Genomic DNA, 19,533 nt, shown 5'->3' on the forward strand with positions numbered 1-19,533 from the left:
ATTAATGTCTCATTAAGGTAATCGGCTCGGGAATACAGGTTTTTATTTTTATTGTGCTGCTTTTTTCATAACGCTAATGCCGTCGCGCAAAATGGCAATGCGATGGCTGACGTCAGCATTAGCATTTATTTCCAGTAATTTGATACCGGAGAATTTCAATGTTGCGGCGCTCGCCGCAGTAAATAGCTCAGTGACTTTTTCAGGCGTCATTAAACTGTCAGGGCAGAACGACGAAAATGGTGCGTGAAGATCCTGCCAGTCGCCGTAATCGCCCGTCGCCGTGGTGCCAGAAAACATCAGTGCGCCGAGCTTTCCTGCCTTATGCGCGGCCTGAACATGCGCGACAGGCAGTGCAGTGTCGCGCCCTTCGATGGCTGAGCGCGCCCAGTTAATGCAGACGCTGATATCCGTGTCGTCCAGCACCTCCAGAACGTTTTCAAGGGGGAGAAACCCTTTTCGTGGCGCGCGGCCTGTCATGGCATCGCAGTGTTCCAGCACCAGATCGCATGGCCAGTCCCAGGCGGCGATCTCTTTCATCGAACGAGAGAACGCCTCGGTGGCTTGCGCAACGCAAGCGTTGCCAGACTGCGGTGCGGCCTGCATTTCCAGGGCGATCACTTTCCCGGGGAAGCGGGCGTTAACGGCGACAATTTTCTCAAGCAGATGACGATAAAATGTCACGCTTTCACGACGCTGATCTTCATCGGCGGAGGCCAGGCCAAACCCGCCGTTGGCGCCGCGCCGACGCATGGTTTCCATCACCGCCGTGACCACAATTTGCCAGTCCCCTGGGGTGTGGCGAAACAGCCACTCATCCCCCAGCGGGTGGAGGTTGTCCAGGCACGGTTGTTCAAGACCGCGAATATCGGGCGTATCAGCTAACTGACGCCAGAAATCGCGCTCTTCCTGTTCCCCTTTCTGGTGAAACGAGGGTGCGCAGGGGTACGCACCAATAATAAAACCGGTGTGAGTCATTTGGCTTTCCTGTCTAATTCAGAAAAATTACATTAATTCGCTGACAGCCACTTTGACGACAATTTTACGAATGGCCGACTCCTTGTGTTTATGACATTGCGGGCGATGAACATCCTGCGGGAAAAATATGGCGTAACTGCCCGGAATCATTTCAATCAGTGATTCATTTTCCATCTGGCGATAAAAAATAATATCGCGCTGTTCCAGTAATGATTCGCTTATTTCGTTATTACCGGTGTCGATCGCAAAACCTATTTTCTCTTCACCCCACGCCAGAAATTGAATATCCAGATAGCGGCGATGGACTTCCGGGCGGTTTTCGTGATGCGGCCGGGTGGTGAGATCGAGAACCTGCGCGAAGATAGTGCGCCCGTCGATCTCCACCACGCCGGGTTCTAGCGTGGTGAAATCCGTGGTGCGTAAAAACGCGAGCGCCCGTTCTATCGCCTGCGGCAGGCGGCAAGGATTGGGCTGTGAAATATGTCCGAATATCATACGTCACTCCTTACAGCGACTGGATCTTCGCCCATACGCTGTCATCAATGGTGATGCCATTGCGACGGTTCTCTTCCAGCAGACGGGTGAATTCATGCCCCGGCAGGCGCACGGCGACGTCGTCGTCAGAGCGTTCAGCGGTGGTAATGAAATCCATAATGCGCTGCAGTTTGGCATCACGGGTTTTGCCGTCGATCAGCTTGTCCACTTCGATGGCGATAAAGATCTGCGACACACCGTATTCATCGCTATTGTCCTGCGTCACTTCCGCCACGGAGGACCCGTTGGACAGCAGGGTGGCGATCATGTCCAGCACGATAGACAGACCGGAACCTTTCCAGTAGCCCATCGGTAAAATGCGGCGGTTTTTCTCGATCACGCCCGGCTCTTTGGTCAGATTACCTTCGTCGTCAAACCCGCCGTCTACCGGCAGTTCGCGCCCTGCCAGACGGTTCACTTCGAGCATGCCGTAGGAGAACATCGACATCGACATATCCACCATGGTGATGGGATTTGATGGAATGGCGACGATCAGCGGGTTGGTGCCGATGCGACACTCCTTCGCGCCCCACGGCGGCATGACGGCGATAGAGTTGGTCCAGCAAATTCCGATATAGCCCTTTTCAGCGGCCTGCCAGCCGTAGCTGCCGCCGCGCATCCAGTGGTTGGCATTGCGCAGCGCCACCAGACCAATTCCGTGATCCGAGGCCAGCTCGGTTGCGCGATCCATCATTTTTTTGGCCGTCAGATTGCCGATGGCGCGCTGGGCGTCCCACTGCTCAATGGCTCCCAGCGTGGTGATGCGCTTCGGCTGCGCGTCAGGAATGATGTCCCCGGCGTCCAGCTGCTGAATGAAACGCGGAAAACGGTTAACGCCATGTGAATAGACGCCTGATTCGGTGGTGCGCGCAAACATCTCTGCGCAGGCATCGGCGGTTTCTGCCTTGACGCCACGGTTGAGCAGCACCTGATTGAATGCTGCTTTCAACTCGTCAAAGGTCACTTTCATCCCTGTTCTCCTGTTCGTATGAGGGGCGCGTGTGAGTGCTTTTTTATCTCTAAATTTCACATTGCGAAATCTGATTTCAAATATAGCGATCAATTTTTGTCAGATCAACGACATTCATGTTTTTCAAAATGTAGTAAAATCAACGAATTGTGTTTTTAATGCTGAGATCGTGAACTGAACCACACTTTGCGCTACCATCAGGACGCGATTAACGGAGAACGATGTAATGAGCATGAAAGAGAGCGAGATGACGCAAGAAAAAGAGAGGCCAGCAGGCAGCCAGAGCTTGTTTCGCGGCCTGATGCTGATTGAAATTCTCAGTAACTATCCGAACGGGTGTCCGCTTGCGCATTTATCTGAACTTGCCGGCCTGAATAAAAGCACCGTGCATCGGTTACTGCAGGGTTTGCAGTCGTGCGGCTACGTTACCCCCGCGCCTGCGGCGGGCAGCTATCGTCTGACCACGAAATTTATCGCCGTGGGGCAAAAAGCGCTGTCGTCGCTCAATATCATTCACGTGGCGGCGCCCCATCTGGAAAATCTGAATATCGTGACGGGCGAAACGGTGAACTTCTCCAGCCGGGAAGATGACCATGCGATTCTGATCTACAAGCTGGAACCGACGACGGGGATGCTGCGCACGCGCGCTTATATCGGCCAGCACATGCCGCTCTACTGTTCTGCAATGGGGAAAATCTACATGGCGTTCGGCCATCAGGATTACGTGGCGAGCTACTGGCAGAGCCATCAGGAGCAGATTCAGCCCCTGACCCGCAATACCATTACCGAGCTGAGTGCGATGTACGACGAGCTGGAGGAGATCCGCTCCCGCAGCATGGCGATGGATAAAGAAGAGAACGAACTGGGGGTATCCTGCATTGCGGTCCCGGTGTTTGATATTCACGGGCGGGTGCCGTATGCCATCTCGATTTCCCTTTCGACCTCACGCATGAAGCAGGTGGGGGAAAAGAATCTGCTTAAACCGCTGCGCGAAACCGCTGAAGCGATTTCACAAGAGCTTGGGTTCACCGTGCGCGGATAAGTGCTAAAAAAAAGGCCAGATGGAGAATCTGGCCTTTTTTTGTTGTTCTGCGGGTACGCCGTTAGTGGCCGCCTTCACTCCAGGCCAGTTCGATCTCTTCGGCCAGGATTTTCACCCCGGCTTCGATTTTCTCTGGGTCTGGCACGTAGTTCATTCGCATACACTGATGCGTATGCGGCCACGGCTTATCAAGCCCCGGGAAGAAGTAATCCCCCGGCACCATCAACACGCCGCGCTTTTTCAGGCGCTGATACAGCAGCTCGGTGGTGATCGGCAGATCCTTAAACCACAGCCAGAGGAAAATCGCCCCTTCCGGTTTGTGGATCAGGCAGCGATCTTCGGGCAAATAGCGGCGAATTGTCGCGATGGTTTCCTGAACGCGCTGGTAGTAGAACGGCTTTATCACGTCATTCGACAGGCGCAGCAGATCGTTGCGCTTAATCATTTCGCACATCATGGCCGGGCCCATTCCACCCGGCGCCAGGCTGATGATGCCGTTCATATTGGTGATGGCGCTGATGATTTTTTCATTGGCGATGATGATGCCGCAGCGGCTGCCCGGCAGGCCGAGTTTCGAGAGGCTCATGCACAGGACGATGTTCGGATTCCACAGCGGACGGGCTTCGCTAAAGATAATGCCGGGGAACGGCACACCGTAGGCGTTATCGATCACCAGTGGAATACCGTGCTGATTGGCCAGCACGTCTAACTTCATCAGCTCTTCGTCAGTGATGACGTTGCCCGTCGGGTTGGTCGGGCGTGAGACGCAAATCATGCCCGTCTCTTCGCCGATGTGCAGGTGTTCAAAATCGACGTGATACTTGAACTGGCCTTCGGGCAGTAGCTCAATATTAGGACGAGCGGAGACGAATAGATCCTCTTCCAGCCCGGAGTCGGCATAGCCGATGTACTCCGGCGTCAGCGGGAACAGCACTTTTTTGGTGCTGCCATCGGCGCGACGTCCTGCAAAAAGGTTAAACAAGTAGAAAAATGCGCTCTGGCTGCCGTTTGTCAGTGCAATATTCTGTGGTTCGATATCCCAACCCAGTTCGTCGCGCAGCATATCTGCCAGCAGCGTCAGCAGCTCAGTTTTGCCTTGCGGGCCATCGTAATTGCACAGCGCATCAGTGGCTTTGCCGTTTTGTAGCATCTCCGCCAGCAGGTTGTGGAAGTAGTCGTTCATGGCCGGGATTTGGGCCGGATTCCCCCCGCCGAGCATGATGGCGCCCGGTGTGCGCAGCCCGTCGTTGAGATCCTCCATCAGGCGGGTAATGCCTGAATGGCGGGTGAATTTATCGCCGAAAAGTGAAAACGTCATAACAGGTGATCTGGCATTCTTATAATGAAAGTGGGTAACCATAACGCTAGCATCGTGCGGGTGCAAATCGAGGGAAGAGGGGCGGATCGTTGTTTTGTTTTGCTGATTTGTATTTGTGTGGTGAATTATTCTGATTAAAGAACGTCCCCTCCGCTTGAAGGGGACGCCGCAGGCGTTAGTGATTTCCGGCCCAGACCACCATCACTTTATCGTCCTGGTGCTGGCGCACAAAACCGTAGCCTTGCGCGAGGGAGAGGGTGGTTTGCGTGCCTTCGCCAATAGCCGGATGGCGCGCCCGGAACTGCCCGAGAATTTGCCAGTGTTTGACGCCCGAAGCCTGGCTGCCGGTGACGTCCTGCCAGTTCATGTCTGAGCGTGTGCCTTGCAGCGGATCGGAACCGGTTGGGCCAAATGGCCGTGCTGATTCGTCACCGTAATAGATCTGCACCGACCCCGGAGAGAGCAGCAGCAGTTCTGCCGCGCGCTGGCCTCCTTCGCGGAACAGGCGCGTGTCGTGAGACGAGAGATAGCTCAGGACGTTGAAGCTCTGTAACTTTTCCGCCATCTGCTGCCAGGTAACATCGATATCCGCCAGACAATCGACGGCTTTGGCGGCCTGCTCCTGATAGTCAAAATTGATCATCGCATCGAAACCATGGCGGTAATAGTCGCTTTGCATCACGCCATGCCCCCAGGATTCACCCGTCATCCAGAACGGGGCATCATCCAGCTTTTTGTCCGGATTAGCGTGCTTCCACGCTTTCAGCGCCTGGGTGGATTTATCCTTCAGCTCTTGCCAGGCGGGCAGTTCAACGTGTTTAGCTGTATCCACCCGGAAACCGTCAATGCCGTAGTCGCGCACCCACTGGCTGAGCCAGTGGGTAAGATAATTGCGCGGGGTGTAACCGGCGATTGCTTCGGCATGGGTGTCCGGCTTGTGGCGGTAGAAATTCGGTAAACCGGAAGGGGTGGTCGATTCGGTTTTGAGATCGGGTAAAAAGGCCAGCGACATGGTCAGATCGTCAAAGCCAGGATTGTCATAATCGCCGATATCGGTGCGGATCCAGTGTTTGCCCCACCACTTTTCCCACCCGGCTTTGTCGCTGAAATTGATGTAGTCGTTAAAGCTGTGCCAGCTTTGCCCGGGCGCGGGTTTCCAGTCGGTCCAGCGTTCGCCCAGCGTTTTTTTCAATTCATCGCCCTGCAGGTACAACGCGCCAAACTGATACTCCTGCATATCCGCAAGCGTGGCGTAGCCGACGTGGTTCATCACGACGTCAAACAGAATGCGGATACCGCGCTTGTGCGCCTCGTCGACCAGGTGGCGGAGATCGTTTTCGCTGCCCATGTTGGCGTCGAGTTTTGTCCAGTCCTGCGTGTAGTAGCCGTGATAGGCATAGTGCGGGAAATCGCCTTTGGTGCCGCCGCCAACCCAGCCGTGAATCTGCTCCAGCGGCGAGCTAATCCACAGGGCGTTGACGCCAAGCTGCTGGAGATAATCGAGCTTGCTGCTGAGTCCTTTAAGATCGCCGCCGTGGAAGGTGCCAATTTCCTGCATACCGTCTTTGTGGCGGCCATAGCTGTTGTCATTAGACGGATCGCCATTCACGAAGCGGTCCGTCAGCACAAAGTAGACGGTGGCGTTCTGCCAGCTGAATGGCGCGGCTTTATCGGTTTCGGCCCGTTCAAGCAGGAGCAGACCGTTGCTGTTCGCGGCGGGTTGCAGGGTGATTTTCCCTTGCTGCACGGTGGCCGTCTGCTGACTGTAGAAATCCCGTACCACGGAGCCTTCCGGGAAAGTGTCTTTCACCTCGATGGTGAGCGGTTTACCGTCCCATTTCGGGCACTGGCGTGTGACCTCTGCGACGGGTTTCTCTGCGGCACTTTGTACCGTCAACATTAGCGTTGGCGTGCCAGAGCGCGTATCAATGCGCATCTGATAATCGCCCTCGCGGAACAGGCGCCACTGAGGTGGCGTTCCCTCGCAGGGCTTAAGCGACATCATCTCATTGAGTTTAATGGGATTTGTGGGCTGCCAGCACGCATTGTCAAAATTGAGGGTCAGAGGACGAGTACCCTTCGCGAGCTTTGCATGGCTTGTGAACACCCCAGCGCCTTCGGCGTTAAAGGTAGAAAAGCCGGGAGATGACCAGTCTGCATTCGCTATCGCGGGCAGTAGCAAAAGAGCTAAAGCGGAGCGTTTCATTCCATTTTCCTGTCGCGGCAATTTTAACCAGTGTGCCATCAGGTTTATCGTGCTGACTCCTCCCCCTGAGCTTTATGGTGGGATGAGTCGAAAGGGTGAGTGATCTCGCGCAAAATTAGGCGTTTATCTGCGATATCGCACACAAATTTGTAGAAATGATGGTTAAGTGAGCAAGTTTCAGGTGACATAGTTTCGGAATTAGACTATTTCTTTGGATGCTCTTGAAGACTATTTTTGATATGATTTGAGATTCCGCTCTCAATTTTGTGAAAAAAATAAGGTGTTGGAATGCATATATCCGACCAGGAGACCTAATGATATCGACTCCCATACGACGATTTGGGGCTACGATACTCATGTTGCTCACCGTGACATTTTCAGGTGAGGTGCTTGCGAAGACGCACACGGATACAACGAGTAAAAAAGCCCACGTCATAAAGACGACCAGCAGTAGCAGTAAGATTAAGGTTAGCAGTAAACAAGAGTATTCTCGCAATAGTGTAAAGAGCAGTTCACTTCCTGATTTGCGAAAATACCCTTCCGGGACACCAAGGAAAAAAGCGTTTCTCCGGACGGTAATGCCTTATATTACAAGCCAAAATTCTGCAATTACTGCAGACCGTAACTGGCTGGTTTCAAAACAGTACGAAAGCCGTTGGTCACCCAGCGAACGCGCACGTCTGAAAGACATCGCGAAGCGCTATAAGGTGAGCTGGAATGGTAATACCCGCCGCGTGCCGTGGAACTCACTGCTTGAGCGTGTGGATATTATTCCAGGCAGCATGGTCGCGACCATGGCAGCCGCAGAGAGTGGTTGGGGCACGTCAAAACTGGCGCGTAACAATAACAATCTCTTCGGCATGAAGTGCGCCAAAGGCCGCTGTAACAACGCGCCAGGCAAAGTGAAAGGCTATTCTCAGTTCGAATCGGTTAAAGATTCCGTGAATGCCTACGTGGTAAACCTGAACACGCATCCGGCCTACTCTTCGTTCCGTAAGTCACGCGCTCAGCTGCGTAAAGCGGACCAGGAAGTGACGGCGAGTACCATGATTCACAAGCTGAAAGGGTATTCAACGCAGGGGCAGAGCTACAACAACTACCTGTTTGCGATGTACCAGGATAACCAGCGCTTAATTGCCGCTCACATGTAAGCCATCTCAAAAAAACGCCTTCCATCGGAAGGCGTTTTTCTTTGCTGAATCAGCGCTACCACAGCGTTATACCAACACTTCGCTATACCGCTCCCGATACTCTTTCGGCGTGGTGTCGTACTCTTTCTTAAATACCGAATAGAAATACTGCAGTGACGGATAGCCGCACATCTGCGAAATTTCGTTGATCGACAGCGAAGTTGAAATCAGCAGGCTGCGGGCTTTCTCCAGTTTTTCGGCGTGAATCACCGCGTGGATCGTCTCCCCGACCTCTTCTTTAAAGCGCTTCTCCAGATTTGAGCGAGAAATACCGACCGCGTCCAGCACCTGATCCACTTTGATGCCTTTACAGGCATGGTTACGGATGTAGTGCATGGCCTGAATGACCGCCGGATCGTTTAACGAGCGGTAGTCCGTGGAGCGGCGCTCGACTACGCGAACCGGCGGCACCAGCAGGCGCTGAAGAGGCAGGGATGCGTTATCCAGAAGACGATGAAGTAATTTCGCGGCCTGATAGCCCATCTGACGCGTCCCTTGTGCCACCGACGACAGGGCCACGCGCGACAGATAGCGCGTCAGCTCTTCGTTATCGATGCCAATGACGCACAGTTTCTCAGGAACCGGAATGTGCAGATGATCGCAGACCTGCAGCACGTGGCGCGCGCGGGCATCCGTGACGGCAATAATGCCCGTTTGCGGCGGCAGGGTTTGCAGCCAGTCGGCCAGTCGATTTTGCGCGTGCTGCCAGTTCTCTGGTGCGGTCTCCAGCCCCTGATAGACCACGCCCCGATATTTCTCCTGCGCGACGATCTGGCAAAACGCATATTCGCGCTCCATCGCCCAGCCTTTGCCACTGGAGGAGGGCAGGCCGTAAAAGGCGAAGCGGTGTACCCCTTTTTCTTTTAAATGCAAAAAGGCGCTCTCGACCAGCGCGTGATTGTCCGTTGCGATGTAGTGGACCGGAGGGTACTTTTCGGGCGAGTGATATGAGCCGCCGACGCCCACAATCGGGACGTCGACGTCGGTTAGCAACTGCTCGATCACGGGATCGTCGTAATCGGCGATCACGCCATCGCCCAGCCAGTCCTTGATGTTTTCAATGCGGGTGCGGAAATCTTCTTCAATAAAAATATCCCACTCCGATTGCGACGCCTGCAAATATTCACCCACGCCTTCAACTACCTGACGGTCATAGGCTTTGTTGGCGTTGAATAACAACGTAATGCGGTGACGCTTCTCAAACATGGTTTATCTTTCCCAAATCAGTGACTCATGCCCGTCGCTTGGTCGCGGAGTCCATCCAGACCGCCAGCAACAAAATGGCGCCTTTAACGATATACTGCCAGAAGGTCGGAACGTCCATCATACTCATTCCGTTATCCAGCGACGCCATAATAAATGCCCCCATCACCGCGCCCGCAACGCTCCCGATGCCTCCTGCGAGGCTGGTTCCACCAATGACGCACGCGGCGATAGCATCCAGCTCGGCAATGTTACCGGCAGAGGGAGAACCGGCGCCGAGGCGCGAGCTTAAAATCAGCCCGGCGATGGCCACCATCAAACCATTAATCGCAAACACGGCGAGTTTGGTGCGCTCCACATTGATCCCTGAAAGGCGTGCGGCCTCTATATTGCCGCCGATGGCGTAAATGCGTCGGCCAAAAGCGGTGCGAGTCGCCATAAACATACCGGCCAGCAACAGTAGCGTCAGAATCAGCACGGGTGTCGGCACGCCACGATAATCATTCAGGAGCCAGATCGCGCCCAGCACAATGACGGCGGTCAGCGCCTGCCTCCCAACGACCGACGTTGAAGGTGTTGAGGCGAGCCCCAGCGCCTGACGGCGCATTCTGGCGCGCCACTGCCAGGCGATGAATGCCATCAGGCCGATAGCGCCGAAGGTAAAACCAACGCCATCGGAGAGATAACTCTGTCCAATTTGCGACATCGACGCGCTGGTGGGTGAAACCGTGGTGCCATTGGTGATGCCGATCAGGATGCCACGAAATGCGAGCATCCCCGCCAGGGTGACGATAAATGAAGGCACCTTACGATACGCCACCCACCAGCCATTCCAGGTGCCGAGCAGCAGGCCGAGCACCAGCGTGACGGCCACCGTCAACGGCAGCGGCCAGCCGAGCCAGACGTCAAAGATTGCGGCGACACCGCCCAGTAACCCCATCATCGAACCGACCGACAGATCGATTTCGGCAGAGATAATGACGAACACCATTCCGACTGCCAGAATGCCGGTAATCGCCGTCTGGCGCAGCAGGTTGGAGATGTTGCGCGCGCTTAAATACGAACCGTCGGTCATCCAGGTGAAGAACAGCATGATGGCGATAATGGCCGCGATCATGACGAAAACCTGTAGGTTCAACGCTTTAAATCCCGAGAACAAACCTGGTGCAGACAAAGGGACTTTGATATCAGACGGGTTGCTTTTCGACATGACGTTCGCTCCTCAGGGCGGCTTCCATCACCTGTTCCTGGGTCAGGTTTTGGTTGATCAAATTGGCTTTCAGTTTGCCCTCGTGCATGACCAGAACGCGATCGCTCAGGCCGAGCACTTCGGGCAGTTCGGACGAGATAACAATGACCGCGATGCCCTGTTGCACCAGCAGGTTAATGAGTTTGTAGATTTCATATTTTGCGCCGATGTCGATTCCACGCGTCGGCTCATCCAGAATCAGGATGCGTGGATTCAAAAGCAGGCAGCGCGCCAGAATCGCTTTCTGCTGGTTACCCCCGCTCAGCCGCCCAATGGCCAGCTCAGGTGATGAGGTTTTGACTTTCAGGCGCGCTAAAGACTGGAGAATGCACTGCTGTTCCGCCGCATCGTCCAGGCTGCTTAGCGCACCCGAAAACTGGTTGAGGGCCGCGAGGGTGATGTTTTTCCCCACTGCCATGACCGGCACAATGCCGTCTTTTTTACGATCTTCCGGGACCATCGCGATGCCCTGGGCGATGGCCTGCTGACAGCTGTTGATATGTACGAGCTGGCCGTCGAGATAAACGCTGCCTTCCCAGTGGCCCGGCCAGACGCCAAACAGGCACTGGACCGCTTCGGTTCGCCCTGCACCGACTAACCCGGCAATGCCGAGGATCTCCCCGCGCCGCAGCGAGAAGGAGACATTGTTGACGCGTTTGATATGGCGGTTAACCGGATGCCAGGCGGTCAGGTTTTCGACTCTTAATATTTCGTCCCCGGTGGTGTGCGGTTCGTTTGGGTAGAGCGCGGTGAGTTCGCGGCCCACCATCATGGTAATGATGTCGTCTTCACTCATCCCGGCAGCTTCTCGTGTGCCGATGTGTTGTCCATCGCGGATAACGCAGATGGTGTCCGAGATGGCTTTCACTTCATTGAGTTTGTGAGAAATATAAATGCAGGCGATGCCGTGATGCTGCAGGTCGCGGATGATATCCAGCAGGACCGCAGTTTCTTGCTCAGTCAGAGATGCGGTAGGTTCATCGAGGATCAGCAAGCGCACCTGTTTGTTCAGGGCTTTGGCAATTTCGACCAGCTGCTGCTGCCCTAACCCCAGATCGCCGACGCGGGTATTGGGCGAAATTTGAAGGCTGACCTGAGCCAGCAGCTTTTCACAGCGCAGGGTCATGGTGTCGTAGTCCAACACGCCGAAGCGTGAGATCTCGGCACCGAGGAAAATATTCTCCAGCACCGTGAGATGCTTCACCAGCGCCAGCTCCTGGTGAATGATGGCGATCCCTTTACGCTCCGTGTCGCGAATGTGCGTGGCTTGCAGCGTTTCACCGGCAAAGACGATTTCACCGTCATAGCTGCCGTGCGGGTATATGCCGCACAGCACTTTCATCAGCGTGGATTTGCCAGATCCGTTTTCACCGCACAGCGAGACAATCTCGCCAGGGTTCAGGCGCAGGCTCACGTTGTCGACGGCTTTCACCGCGCCAAAGGCTTTGGTAATGCTTTTCATTTCAAGTAAATACGGCATAACTGCTCCACATGACCCGAGTCAAATCGTACAAGTCGACATGCCCCCGCAAAGCAGGGGCGATGCGGGATTACAGTTCGCTTTTCTTGTGGAAACCGTCTTTCACGACGGTGGAATCAATGTTCTCTTTGTTGACTTCGATTGGCGTCAGCAGACGGGCAGGAACATCTTTGAGGCCGTTATTCAGTTTGGAATCGGCCTTAGGCTGCTGATCGTTGCCCAGCTCAACGGCGATTTCTGCAGCGGTAGTGGCCAGTTCGGTGATGGGTTTGTAGACCGTCATCGTCTGGGTGCCGGCAATAATACGTTTTACGCCCGCGAGATCCGCATCCTGACCGGAAATCGCGACTTTACCGGCCAGACCTTGCGCACTCAGCGCCTGAATCGCACCGCCCGCAGTGGCATCGTTGGAAGCGACCACAGCGTCAATTTTGTTATTGTTCGCGGTTAACGCGTTTTCCATAATTTTCAGCGCATTTTCCGGCAGCCAGCCGTCGGCCCATTGATCGCCCACCACTTTAATTTTACCGTCGTCGATATACGGCTTAAGGACTTTCATTTGCCCTTCACGGAATAATTTGGCGTTGTTATCAACAGGGGAGCCGCCCATCAGGAAATAATTCCCCTGCGGCACTTTGTCGACCAGACTTTGCGCCTGAATTTCACCGACTTTTTCGTTGTCGAAGGAAATATAAAAATCAATGTCAGCGTTATTAATCATTCGGTCATAGGCTAAGACTTTAATTCCTTCTTGTTTGGCCTCTTTTACCACATTACTTAACACCTGGCCGTTGTAAGGAATTATCACCAGCACATCTACGCCGCGGTTAATCATATTTTCGATTTGCGACATTTGCGTTTCTTCATTGCCATTCGCAGATTGAACAAACACTTTTGCACCGAGAGATTCCGCTTTATTCACAAAAATATCGCGGTCTTTTTGCCAGCGCTCAAGGCGCAGGTCGTCAATGGCCATTCCGATTTTGACTTCTTTTGCATGCCCCGCAAAGCTGGTTAGCAGTAGCGAAGCACAGAGAGTAAGGCACAGGTTTCTTATCGTCATAATTATTTTACCTTTTTCTGTAGGGTGGTAAGGCTGAGACAAAAGAATCATTCACTGCCAGATACGCAGCAAATTCTTAACGGGGAAAGGCAAACTGGCAATTACAGATTTTTATCTTCTCATTACGATATTTGGTTTATTTGCGAATTTATGACCGCGATCTGATTTTAAAATGCGCAACTTATTAATTACACATGATTCTGGAATAAGCGCCGAAAAATCGTTTGCTTGCGTATTATTTTTGCGAGCCAGCGCACGTTTGTGCATTCTCTCAATAGCAGTGTGAAATAACGTAATTGAGCAAGCTGCAATGAGTATTCACTATTACTCCATTATCGATTACTCGCCGCACCTCTTGATTATGGAGTTCAATATGCAAGCTTATTTCGACCAACTCGATCGCGTTCGCTACGAAGGCCCAAAATCCACGAATCCTTTAGCATTTCGTCATTACAACCCGGATGAGCTGGTACTCGGTAAGCGCATGGAAGATCACCTGCGTTTCGCTGCCTGCTACTGGCACACCTTCTGCTGGAATGGCGCGGATATGTTTGGTGTCGGCTCGTTTGACCGCCCATGGCAGCAGCCTGGCGAAGCGCTGGAACTGGCGAAGCGCAAAGCCGATGTGGCATTCGAGTTTTTCCACAAGCTGAACGTCCCGTACTACTGCTTCCACGATGTGGACGTCTCTCCTGAAGGGGCCTCGCTGAAAGAATATCTGAACAACTTTGCGCAGATGGTGGAATATCTGGGCGAGAAACAGCAGAAAAGTGGCGTCAAGCTGCTTTGGGGGACGGCGAACTGCTTTACGAACCCGCGCTATGGTGCCGGTGCGGCGACTAACCCTGATCCTGAAGTGTTCAGCTGGGCTGCCACTCAGGTGGTGACGGCTATGAACGCCACCCATCAGCTGGGCGGTGAAAACTACGTGCTGTGGGGCGGTCGCGAAGGCTATGAAACCCTGCTTAACACTGACCTTCGTCAGGAGCGCGAGCAGATTGGCCGTTTCATGCAGATGGTGGTCGATCACAAACACAAAATCGGGTTCCGTGGCACCTTGCTGATTGAGCCGAAGCCGCAGGAGCCAACCAAGCACCAGTACGATTACGACGTGGCGACGGTCTACGGCTTCCTCAAACAATTTGGTCTGGAAAAAGAGATCAAAGTGAATATCGAAGCCAACCACGCCACGCTGGCGGGGCACTCGTTCCATCATGAAATTGCCTCTGCTATCGCGCTGGGCATCTTTGGCTCTGTCGATGCTAACCGTGGCGATCCGCAGCTCGGCTGGGACACCGACCAGTTCCCAATTAGCGTGGAAGAGAATGCGCTGGTGATGTACGAAATCATCAAAGCAGGCGGCTTTACCACCGGCGGCCTGAACTTTGACGCCAAAGTACGCCGTCAGAGTACCGATAAGTACGATCTGTTCTACGGCCATATTGGCGCGATGGACACCATGGCGCTGGCGCTGAAAGTGGCGGCCCGCATGATTGAAGACGGTGAACTGGATAAACGCGTTGCGAAGCGCTATTCCGGCTGGAACAGTGAACTCGGCCAGCAAATTTTGAAAGGGCAGTTATCCCTTGCCGAGATCGCGAAGTACGCTGAACAGCATAGCCTGGCGCCGAGCCATCAGAGCGGCCACCAGGAATTGCTGGAAAACCTGGTCAATCACTATTTGTTCGATAAATAGCCAGTGTTGCCGGGCGGCGCTGAGCCTGCCCGGCCTACGGAAAATATTGGTATTGTAGGCCCGGTACGCTTCGCGCCACCGGGCGTTTCTGTTAAAGGAGTCACCGCAATGTATATCGGGATTGATCTTGGCACATCGGGTGTGAAAGCCATCCTGTTAAACGAGCAGGGCGACGTGCTGGCCTCACACACTGAGAAGCTGCACGTTTCGCGCCCACATCCCCTATGGTCAGAACAAGACCCCGAACAGTGGTGGCAGGCGACGGATCGCGTGATCAAAGCGCTGGGCGAACTGCACAGTCTGCGTGAGGTAAAAGCGCTGGGGATTGCCGGGCAGATGCACGGCGCCACGCTGCTGGATAGCGCGCACCGAGTGCTGCGCCCGGCGATTTTGTGGAATGACGGCCGCTGCGCCGAAGAGTGCGCCATCCTCGAGGAACGGGTGCCGACGTCTCGCCAAATCACCGGTAACCTGATGATGCCGGGCTTTACGGCACCGAAGCTGCTGTGGGTCCAGCGTCATGAGCCGGACGTTTTTAAGCAGGTGGCGAAGGTCTTGCTGCCAAAAGATTATCTGCGTTTTCGCATGACGGGTGATTTCGCCAGCGACATGTCGGACGCCGCGGGGACGATGTGGCTTGATGTCGCCAAACGCGACTGGAGCGAGGCGATGCTGGATGCCTGCCAGCTGACACGCGATCACATGCCTGCGCTCTTCGAAGGCAGTGAAATTACAGGCGTGCTGAATCCGTCGATTGCGGAAAGCTGGAATATGCCTGCCGTGCCGGTAGTGGCGGGCGGTGGCGATAATGCGGTGGGGGCGGTGGGCGTGGGAATGGTGGATGCCGGACAGGCAATGCTGTCGTTAGGCACCTCGGGCGTCTATTTTGCCGTCAGCGACGGGTATCGCAGCAATCCGGAAAGCGCCGTACACAGTTTCTGCCATGCGTTGCCGGGGAAATGGCATCTGATGTCGGTGATGCTCAGTGCCGCGTCATGCCTTGACTGGGCGGCAAATTTAACGGGGCTTAAGGACGTTCCGGCGCTGATCGCGGCGGCCCAGCAGGCCAATGAGGATGCCGGTGCCGTGTGGTTTTTACCCTATCTTTCCGGTGAGCGCACACCGCACAACAACCCAGAGGCGAAGGGTGTGTTCTTTGGTCTGACACATCAGCATGGCCCAGCTGAGCTGGCGCGTGCGGTGCTGGAGGGCGTTGGCTATGCGCTGGCAGACGGGATGGATGTGGTTCACGACTGCGGCCTTAAACCGACCAGCATTACCCTCATCGGCGGAGGCGCGAGAAGCAGCTACTGGCGGCAGATGCTGGCGGATATCAGCGGCTTGCAGCTTGATTATCGCACCGGTGGCGACGTAGGGCCTGCACTGGGCGCAGCCCGTCTGGCGCAGATTGGGCTGAACCCGGACCAACCGCTTTCGCAGCTACTTCCGCAGCTCACGCTTGAGCAGGAACATAAGCCGGATGCGGCGCGTCATAGCCGCTACGCCGAACGGCGCGAAGTGTTCCGCAAAATCTATCAGCAGCTCTTGCCGTTAATGTCGTAAGGCAACGTTGTCCCAATGGAACATGAGGATGTCCTTTTTTGGTCTTCTCGTGGAGCCGTCTCCTCGTCAGTATAGGGTTATACCCACTGGCGAGGAGAATCACCATGTCGCGCACCGCATTAATCAATATCGATACTCAGCAGTCGTTCCATCATCGTGAATACTGGCAGGAAGAGGGTTTTGAGGCATTTCAACAGGCCATGCTGGGGCTGATTGAAGGCTGTGAATCGCGCGATATCCCCGTTGTGGATATCTTCCATGTCGACGATACCGGGCCGTTCTCACTGCAAAGCGGTTATGTCACCCCGATGTCCTTTTTACGTCATCAGCCTGCGGTCGTTTTCCAGAAGCATGTGCATAACGCCTTTACCGATACGGGCCTTGACCACTGGTTGCGCGAACGGCATATTAATCGTCTGATCATCTGTGGTCTGCGTACGGAACAGTGCTGCGAAACCACCGCGCGAGTGGCCTCGGATTTGGGCTATGCGGTGACCTTCGTCAGTGAAGCGACGCTGACCTTCCCGATGATCTGGAAGGGCATTACGCTCGATACCCACGAGCTGCGTCATCGTACCGAAACGGTACTGGCCGGGCGTTTTGCAGAAATTAAAACTGTGGCGGAGACGCTGGAGTCGCTCTGATGAGTATCGACGTCTGGTTTGTGATGTTGCCGGGAGTGCTGGCGCTGGATATGTCCGGCCCGGCAGAAACCTTTGTGCTGGCAGGCGATGCGTTTCGCCTGCACTACATCGGCCCGCAGCCGGAGGTCCCCACCTCGATTGGCCTGACGATGGGCGGAATTGCGCCTATTCCCGAGACGCTGCCCGAAGGCAGTTTGCTGGTGTTACCGGGCGTGAGTGATTCGCGCCATCAGTTTTCGACGCCTCAGGCACAGAGCGTTCAGCACTGGCTGATGCGCCTGCAGCCCGAGATTCACCGTCAGGCCATCACCGTTATGTGCGTTTGCTCCGGAGCACTGCTGGCGGCGACGTCGGGTTTACTCAACGGCAAGCAGTGCACAACGCATCACGATGTTATCGGGCGTCTTCGCGACGCGGCCCCCGGTGCGCTAATCAAAGAGAATCGTATTTTTGTGCAGGACGGTAACATCTGGACCAGTGCCGGGATCACCTCAGGGATTGATCTCACTCTGCACCTGATGAGCCGCCTGTGTGGGCCGGAAAAGGCGCTGGCCGTCGCCCGTGAAATGGTGGTGTGGTTCCGACGTTCGGGCGACGATCCGCAGCTCTCGCCGTGGCTGCGTTATCGTAATCATCTGCACCCGGCCATCCATCGCGCGCAGGATGCGCTGACCGCCGAACCGCAAAAAGGCTGGCAACTGGCCGATATTGCGGCTCTGGCGCATGTCAGCCCCCGGCATTTAACACGTCTTTTTCAGGAACATCTGGGGATCAGCGTGCGCGATTATCTGGAGCAGCTGCGGCTGGCGATTGCACAGCAGTGGCTATTGCAGGGGCGCGGCGTGGAGCAGGCGTCCATCGCCGCAGGGTTTTCGTCTCCACGCCAGTTTCACCGGGCAAAGCAGCGTGCAATCAACTGACAAACCGGCGCGTGTCCACGCGCTGCAGTAGCATCGATAGCAGTAGGCTGATGAGCAACGTCGCGGTGAAAATCCAGACGATATCCAGCAACGGCCAGCTTTTCAGCTCAAGTCCCCGCGTGCGCAGGGCGTGGATCACCAGTGCGTGAAAGCCATAAATCCCGAGGGAGTGGCGTGAAATCAGCCCCAGTACCGGAAGCGGGCGCGTGTTTAGAGTGTTTTTGACCAGCGTCAGCAGCGAAACGGCGCAGATAAAGACCATCGGGCCGCAGTACACATACCAGGTATCGGCAAAATTCCCGCGCCAGCGCAGCTCATAGAGGGTTCCGCGTGAGATCACGAACACCGCCCCGATGAACAGCGCGGCGCAAAGCCACGTCAGCCAAGGCTTGCGCGTATCCAGCATACCGATTGCCCGCCCGAGCATTCCGTAAATCACGTAGTAAAACGTGTCGCCGTTAATATAGAGATTGATCGGCAGCCATTCGAAGCCGCCTATTTTCTGCGAGACGGTATTAGGGTTGGCGAGCAGGCCAATCACCACCATCAACGCCAGCAACATCTTCCCGCCGACGTTTTTGACCTGAATCAGCGGGGAGACCAGATAAATTACTATGATGGCGAAGAAAAACCACAGATGGTAGAAAACGGGTTTTTGCAGCACATTCTTCAGCGACAGTTCGGCGTTTATCGACGTAAACAGGCTGATATAAAGCAACGCCACGGCGCTGTAAAACAGCAGACACAGGCCAATGCGCAGGAAATGGCGCGGTTGTGCGCTGCGCTCACCGAAAAACAGATAACCGGAAATCATGAAAAACAGCGGGACGCTGACGCGCGATGCCGAGTTGAGGATATTGGCGATATCCCAGTTCATTGGGCTGATGCTGTGGGCATTGGTGATGTACCAGGTCGTGGTATGAATCATCACGACCATCAAACAGGCTATCCCTCGCAAATTATCAATCCAGCTAATTTTTGACTGCATCAGTTCCTCTGTTTTGGTGGTAAATACGGTCTGACTGTCATTGTGTGCTAGCCTCTCTCTGGATAATTCTGAGTTTGCCTGGGCGCGCTTGAACGAAAGTCGCGAGATTCGCAGAATGCCGGGCCATAATCTATAAAGTTTTAATACTAAAAATAACAGCCAGAAAATAGGGCGGTAATAAAAATGATGATCACGCGCGCTGCGTCACTGATTCTGCTGGTTTTACTTGCAGGGTGCAGCTCACAGGAAGACGCTCCGGTACAGCGGGCACAGAAAAGCAAAGTCAGCCCGGAACGTTCGTTAAATATGGAGCAGCTGTGTAAGGATCAGGCCGCCCATCGCTATAATACCGGCACTCAGAAAATTGATGTGACAGGCTTTGAGCAATTTCAGGGCAGCTATGAGATGCGCGGGTCTACGGCACGTAAAGAGGGCTTTGTCTGCTCTTTTGACGCAGACGGGCAGTTTTTGCATCTCTCAATGCGCTAAGCG

General features: G+C 54.6%; 17 protein-coding genes. 7 read left to right on the plus strand and 10 right to left on the minus strand.

Translation table 11 applies throughout. The annotated features are described in order from the left end of the window. Window positions 1–48 precede the first annotated feature (48 nt). The 3 genes from C0560_RS00995 to yiaK are packed head-to-tail and all read right to left on the minus strand — an operon-like array spanning window position 49 to window position 2,479. Window positions 49–975, minus strand: a complete 927-nt coding sequence (locus C0560_RS00995; protein ID WP_248859446.1) for a DUF4862 family protein — start codon at window positions 973–975, stop codon at window positions 49–51. 27 nt (window positions 976–1,002) lie between these two features. Continuing rightward, window positions 1,003–1,470, minus strand: coding sequence for a YhcH/YjgK/YiaL family protein (locus C0560_RS01000; protein WP_181827134.1), 468 nt, complete (start codon window positions 1,468–1,470; stop codon window positions 1,003–1,005). A 10-nt stretch (window positions 1,471–1,480) separates the two neighbouring features. Beyond that, entirely contained in the window at window positions 1,481–2,479 is a 999-nt protein-coding gene (yiaK, locus tag C0560_RS01005; RefSeq protein ID WP_248859447.1) for a 3-dehydro-L-gulonate 2-dehydrogenase, read from the minus strand. Window positions 2,480–2,705: 226 nt separating this feature from the next. Between yiaK and yiaJ the strand changes: the two genes are divergently transcribed. After that, window positions 2,706–3,521: an IclR family transcriptional regulator YiaJ gene (gene yiaJ, locus C0560_RS01010; RefSeq protein ID WP_100778149.1), complete on the plus strand. Its 816-nt coding sequence runs from the start codon at window positions 2,706–2,708 to the stop codon at window positions 3,519–3,521. Window positions 3,522–3,582: 61 nt separating this feature from the next. Here the strand turns inward: yiaJ and avtA are convergent, their stop codons facing one another. Together avtA and C0560_RS01020 are read right to left on the minus strand one after the other, a co-directional pair. Then, window positions 3,583–4,839 carry a valine--pyruvate transaminase gene (gene avtA / locus C0560_RS01015; RefSeq protein ID WP_100778148.1) on the minus strand — a complete coding sequence of 419 codons (1,257 nt, stop codon included), beginning with the start codon at window positions 4,837–4,839 and terminating at the stop codon, window positions 3,583–3,585. A gap of 175 nt (window positions 4,840–5,014) precedes the next feature. Continuing rightward, complete coding sequence (locus C0560_RS01020) at window positions 5,015–7,045, minus strand: alpha-amylase (RefSeq protein WP_248859448.1); 2,031 nt, start codon at window positions 7,043–7,045, stop codon at window positions 5,015–5,017. A gap of 314 nt (window positions 7,046–7,359) precedes the next feature. On the opposite strand from C0560_RS01020, the gene C0560_RS01025 reads away from it, so the two are divergent. Beyond that, window positions 7,360–8,196, plus strand: a complete 837-nt coding sequence (locus C0560_RS01025) for a protein bax (RefSeq protein WP_102105031.1) — start codon at window positions 7,360–7,362, stop codon at window positions 8,194–8,196. A 66-nt stretch (window positions 8,197–8,262) separates the two neighbouring features. Here C0560_RS01025 and xylR read toward each other — a convergent pair whose 3' ends face one another. The 4 genes from xylR to xylF form a co-directional block, all read right to left on the minus strand. Continuing rightward, window positions 8,263–9,441 carry a D-xylose utilization transcriptional activator XylR gene (gene xylR, locus C0560_RS01030; RefSeq protein WP_123429676.1) on the minus strand — a complete coding sequence of 393 codons (1,179 nt, stop codon included), beginning with the start codon at window positions 9,439–9,441 and terminating at the stop codon, window positions 8,263–8,265. Window positions 9,442–9,466: 25 nt separating this feature from the next. Further along, window positions 9,467–10,648, minus strand: a complete 1,182-nt coding sequence (xylH, locus tag C0560_RS01035; RefSeq protein ID WP_248859449.1) for a xylose ABC transporter permease XylH — start codon at window positions 10,646–10,648, stop codon at window positions 9,467–9,469. Next, window positions 10,626–12,167, minus strand: coding sequence for a xylose ABC transporter ATP-binding protein (locus C0560_RS01040; protein ID WP_181827137.1), 1,542 nt, complete (start codon window positions 12,165–12,167; stop codon window positions 10,626–10,628). The genes xylH and C0560_RS01040 overlap by 23 nt, the downstream gene beginning before the upstream one ends. Window positions 12,168–12,237: 70 nt before the next feature. After that, entirely contained in the window at window positions 12,238–13,230 is a 993-nt protein-coding gene (xylF, locus tag C0560_RS01045) for a D-xylose ABC transporter substrate-binding protein (RefSeq protein WP_100778142.1), read from the minus strand. Window positions 13,231–13,603: 373 nt separating this feature from the next. Here xylF and xylA point away from each other — a divergent pair, with 373 nt between their 5' ends. From xylA to C0560_RS01065, 4 genes are all read left to right on the plus strand, one after another. Further along, window positions 13,604–14,926 carry a xylose isomerase gene (gene xylA, locus C0560_RS01050; protein WP_102105140.1) on the plus strand — a complete coding sequence of 441 codons (1,323 nt, stop codon included), beginning with the start codon at window positions 13,604–13,606 and terminating at the stop codon, window positions 14,924–14,926. A gap of 108 nt (window positions 14,927–15,034) precedes the next feature. Then, the gene (xylB, locus tag C0560_RS01055) at window positions 15,035–16,489 is read left to right on the plus strand and encodes a xylulokinase (RefSeq protein WP_248859450.1); all 1,455 of its coding nucleotides are present in this window, start codon (window positions 15,035–15,037) and stop codon (window positions 16,487–16,489) included. A 104-nt stretch (window positions 16,490–16,593) separates the two neighbouring features. Next, a complete protein-coding gene (locus tag C0560_RS01060) occupies window positions 16,594–17,133 on the plus strand; it encodes a cysteine hydrolase family protein (RefSeq protein ID WP_248859451.1) in 540 nt (179 codons plus the stop codon). After that, a complete protein-coding gene (locus tag C0560_RS01065; protein ID WP_248859452.1) occupies window positions 17,133–18,053 on the plus strand; it encodes a GlxA family transcriptional regulator in 921 nt (306 codons plus the stop codon). Before C0560_RS01060 ends, C0560_RS01065 begins: the two co-directional genes overlap by 1 nt. On the opposite strand, the gene C0560_RS01070 is transcribed toward C0560_RS01065, so the two are convergent. After that, a complete protein-coding gene (locus C0560_RS01070) occupies window positions 18,046–19,041 on the minus strand; it encodes an acyltransferase (protein WP_181827142.1) in 996 nt (331 codons plus the stop codon). The two genes, C0560_RS01065 and C0560_RS01070, sit on opposite strands and share 8 nt — an antisense overlap. 183 nt (window positions 19,042–19,224) lie before the next feature. Here C0560_RS01070 and C0560_RS01075 point away from each other — a divergent pair, with 183 nt between their 5' ends. Then, window positions 19,225–19,530 (plus strand): YsaB family lipoprotein, encoded by a 306-nt coding sequence (locus C0560_RS01075; RefSeq protein WP_100778137.1) that lies wholly within the window; start codon window positions 19,225–19,227, stop codon window positions 19,528–19,530. Window positions 19,531–19,533 lie beyond the last annotated feature (3 nt).

This window comes from Lelliottia sp. AC1 (assembly GCF_023278595.1).
GTDB lineage: Bacteria > Pseudomonadota > Gammaproteobacteria > Enterobacterales > Enterobacteriaceae > Enterobacter > Enterobacter nimipressuralis.

Excerpts from the sequence above, each read along its gene's own strand:
- C0560_RS00995 (WP_248859446.1), bottom strand. The coding sequence starts at position 975 with ATGACTCACACCGGTTTTATTATTGGTGCGTACCCCTGCGCACCCTCG.
- C0560_RS01000 (WP_181827134.1), bottom strand. The coding sequence starts at position 1,470 with ATGATATTCGGACATATTTCACAGCCCAATCCTTGCCGCCTGCCGCAG.
- yiaK (WP_248859447.1), bottom strand. The coding sequence starts at position 2,479 with ATGAAAGTGACCTTTGACGAGTTGAAAGCAGCATTCAATCAGGTGCTG.
- yiaJ (WP_100778149.1), top strand. The coding sequence starts at position 2,706 with ATGAGCATGAAAGAGAGCGAGATGACGCAAGAAAAAGAGAGGCCAGCA.
- avtA (WP_100778148.1), bottom strand. The coding sequence starts at position 4,839 with ATGACGTTTTCACTTTTCGGCGATAAATTCACCCGCCATTCAGGCATT.
- C0560_RS01020 (WP_248859448.1), bottom strand. The coding sequence starts at position 7,045 with ATGAAACGCTCCGCTTTAGCTCTTTTGCTACTGCCCGCGATAGCGAAT.
- C0560_RS01025 (WP_102105031.1), top strand. The coding sequence starts at position 7,360 with ATGATATCGACTCCCATACGACGATTTGGGGCTACGATACTCATGTTG.
- xylR (WP_123429676.1), bottom strand. The coding sequence starts at position 9,441 with ATGTTTGAGAAGCGTCACCGCATTACGTTGTTATTCAACGCCAACAAA.
- xylH (WP_248859449.1), bottom strand. The coding sequence starts at position 10,648 with ATGTCGAAAAGCAACCCGTCTGATATCAAAGTCCCTTTGTCTGCACCA.
- C0560_RS01040 (WP_181827137.1), bottom strand. The coding sequence starts at position 12,167 with ATGCCGTATTTACTTGAAATGAAAAGCATTACCAAAGCCTTTGGCGCG.
- xylF (WP_100778142.1), bottom strand. The coding sequence starts at position 13,230 with ATGACGATAAGAAACCTGTGCCTTACTCTCTGTGCTTCGCTACTGCTA.
- xylA (WP_102105140.1), top strand. The coding sequence starts at position 13,604 with ATGCAAGCTTATTTCGACCAACTCGATCGCGTTCGCTACGAAGGCCCA.
- xylB (WP_248859450.1), top strand. The coding sequence starts at position 15,035 with ATGTATATCGGGATTGATCTTGGCACATCGGGTGTGAAAGCCATCCTG.
- C0560_RS01060 (WP_248859451.1), top strand. The coding sequence starts at position 16,594 with ATGTCGCGCACCGCATTAATCAATATCGATACTCAGCAGTCGTTCCAT.
- C0560_RS01065 (WP_248859452.1), top strand. The coding sequence starts at position 17,133 with ATGAGTATCGACGTCTGGTTTGTGATGTTGCCGGGAGTGCTGGCGCTG.
- C0560_RS01070 (WP_181827142.1), bottom strand. The coding sequence starts at position 19,041 with ATGCAGTCAAAAATTAGCTGGATTGATAATTTGCGAGGGATAGCCTGT.
- C0560_RS01075 (WP_100778137.1), top strand. The coding sequence starts at position 19,225 with ATGATGATCACGCGCGCTGCGTCACTGATTCTGCTGGTTTTACTTGCA.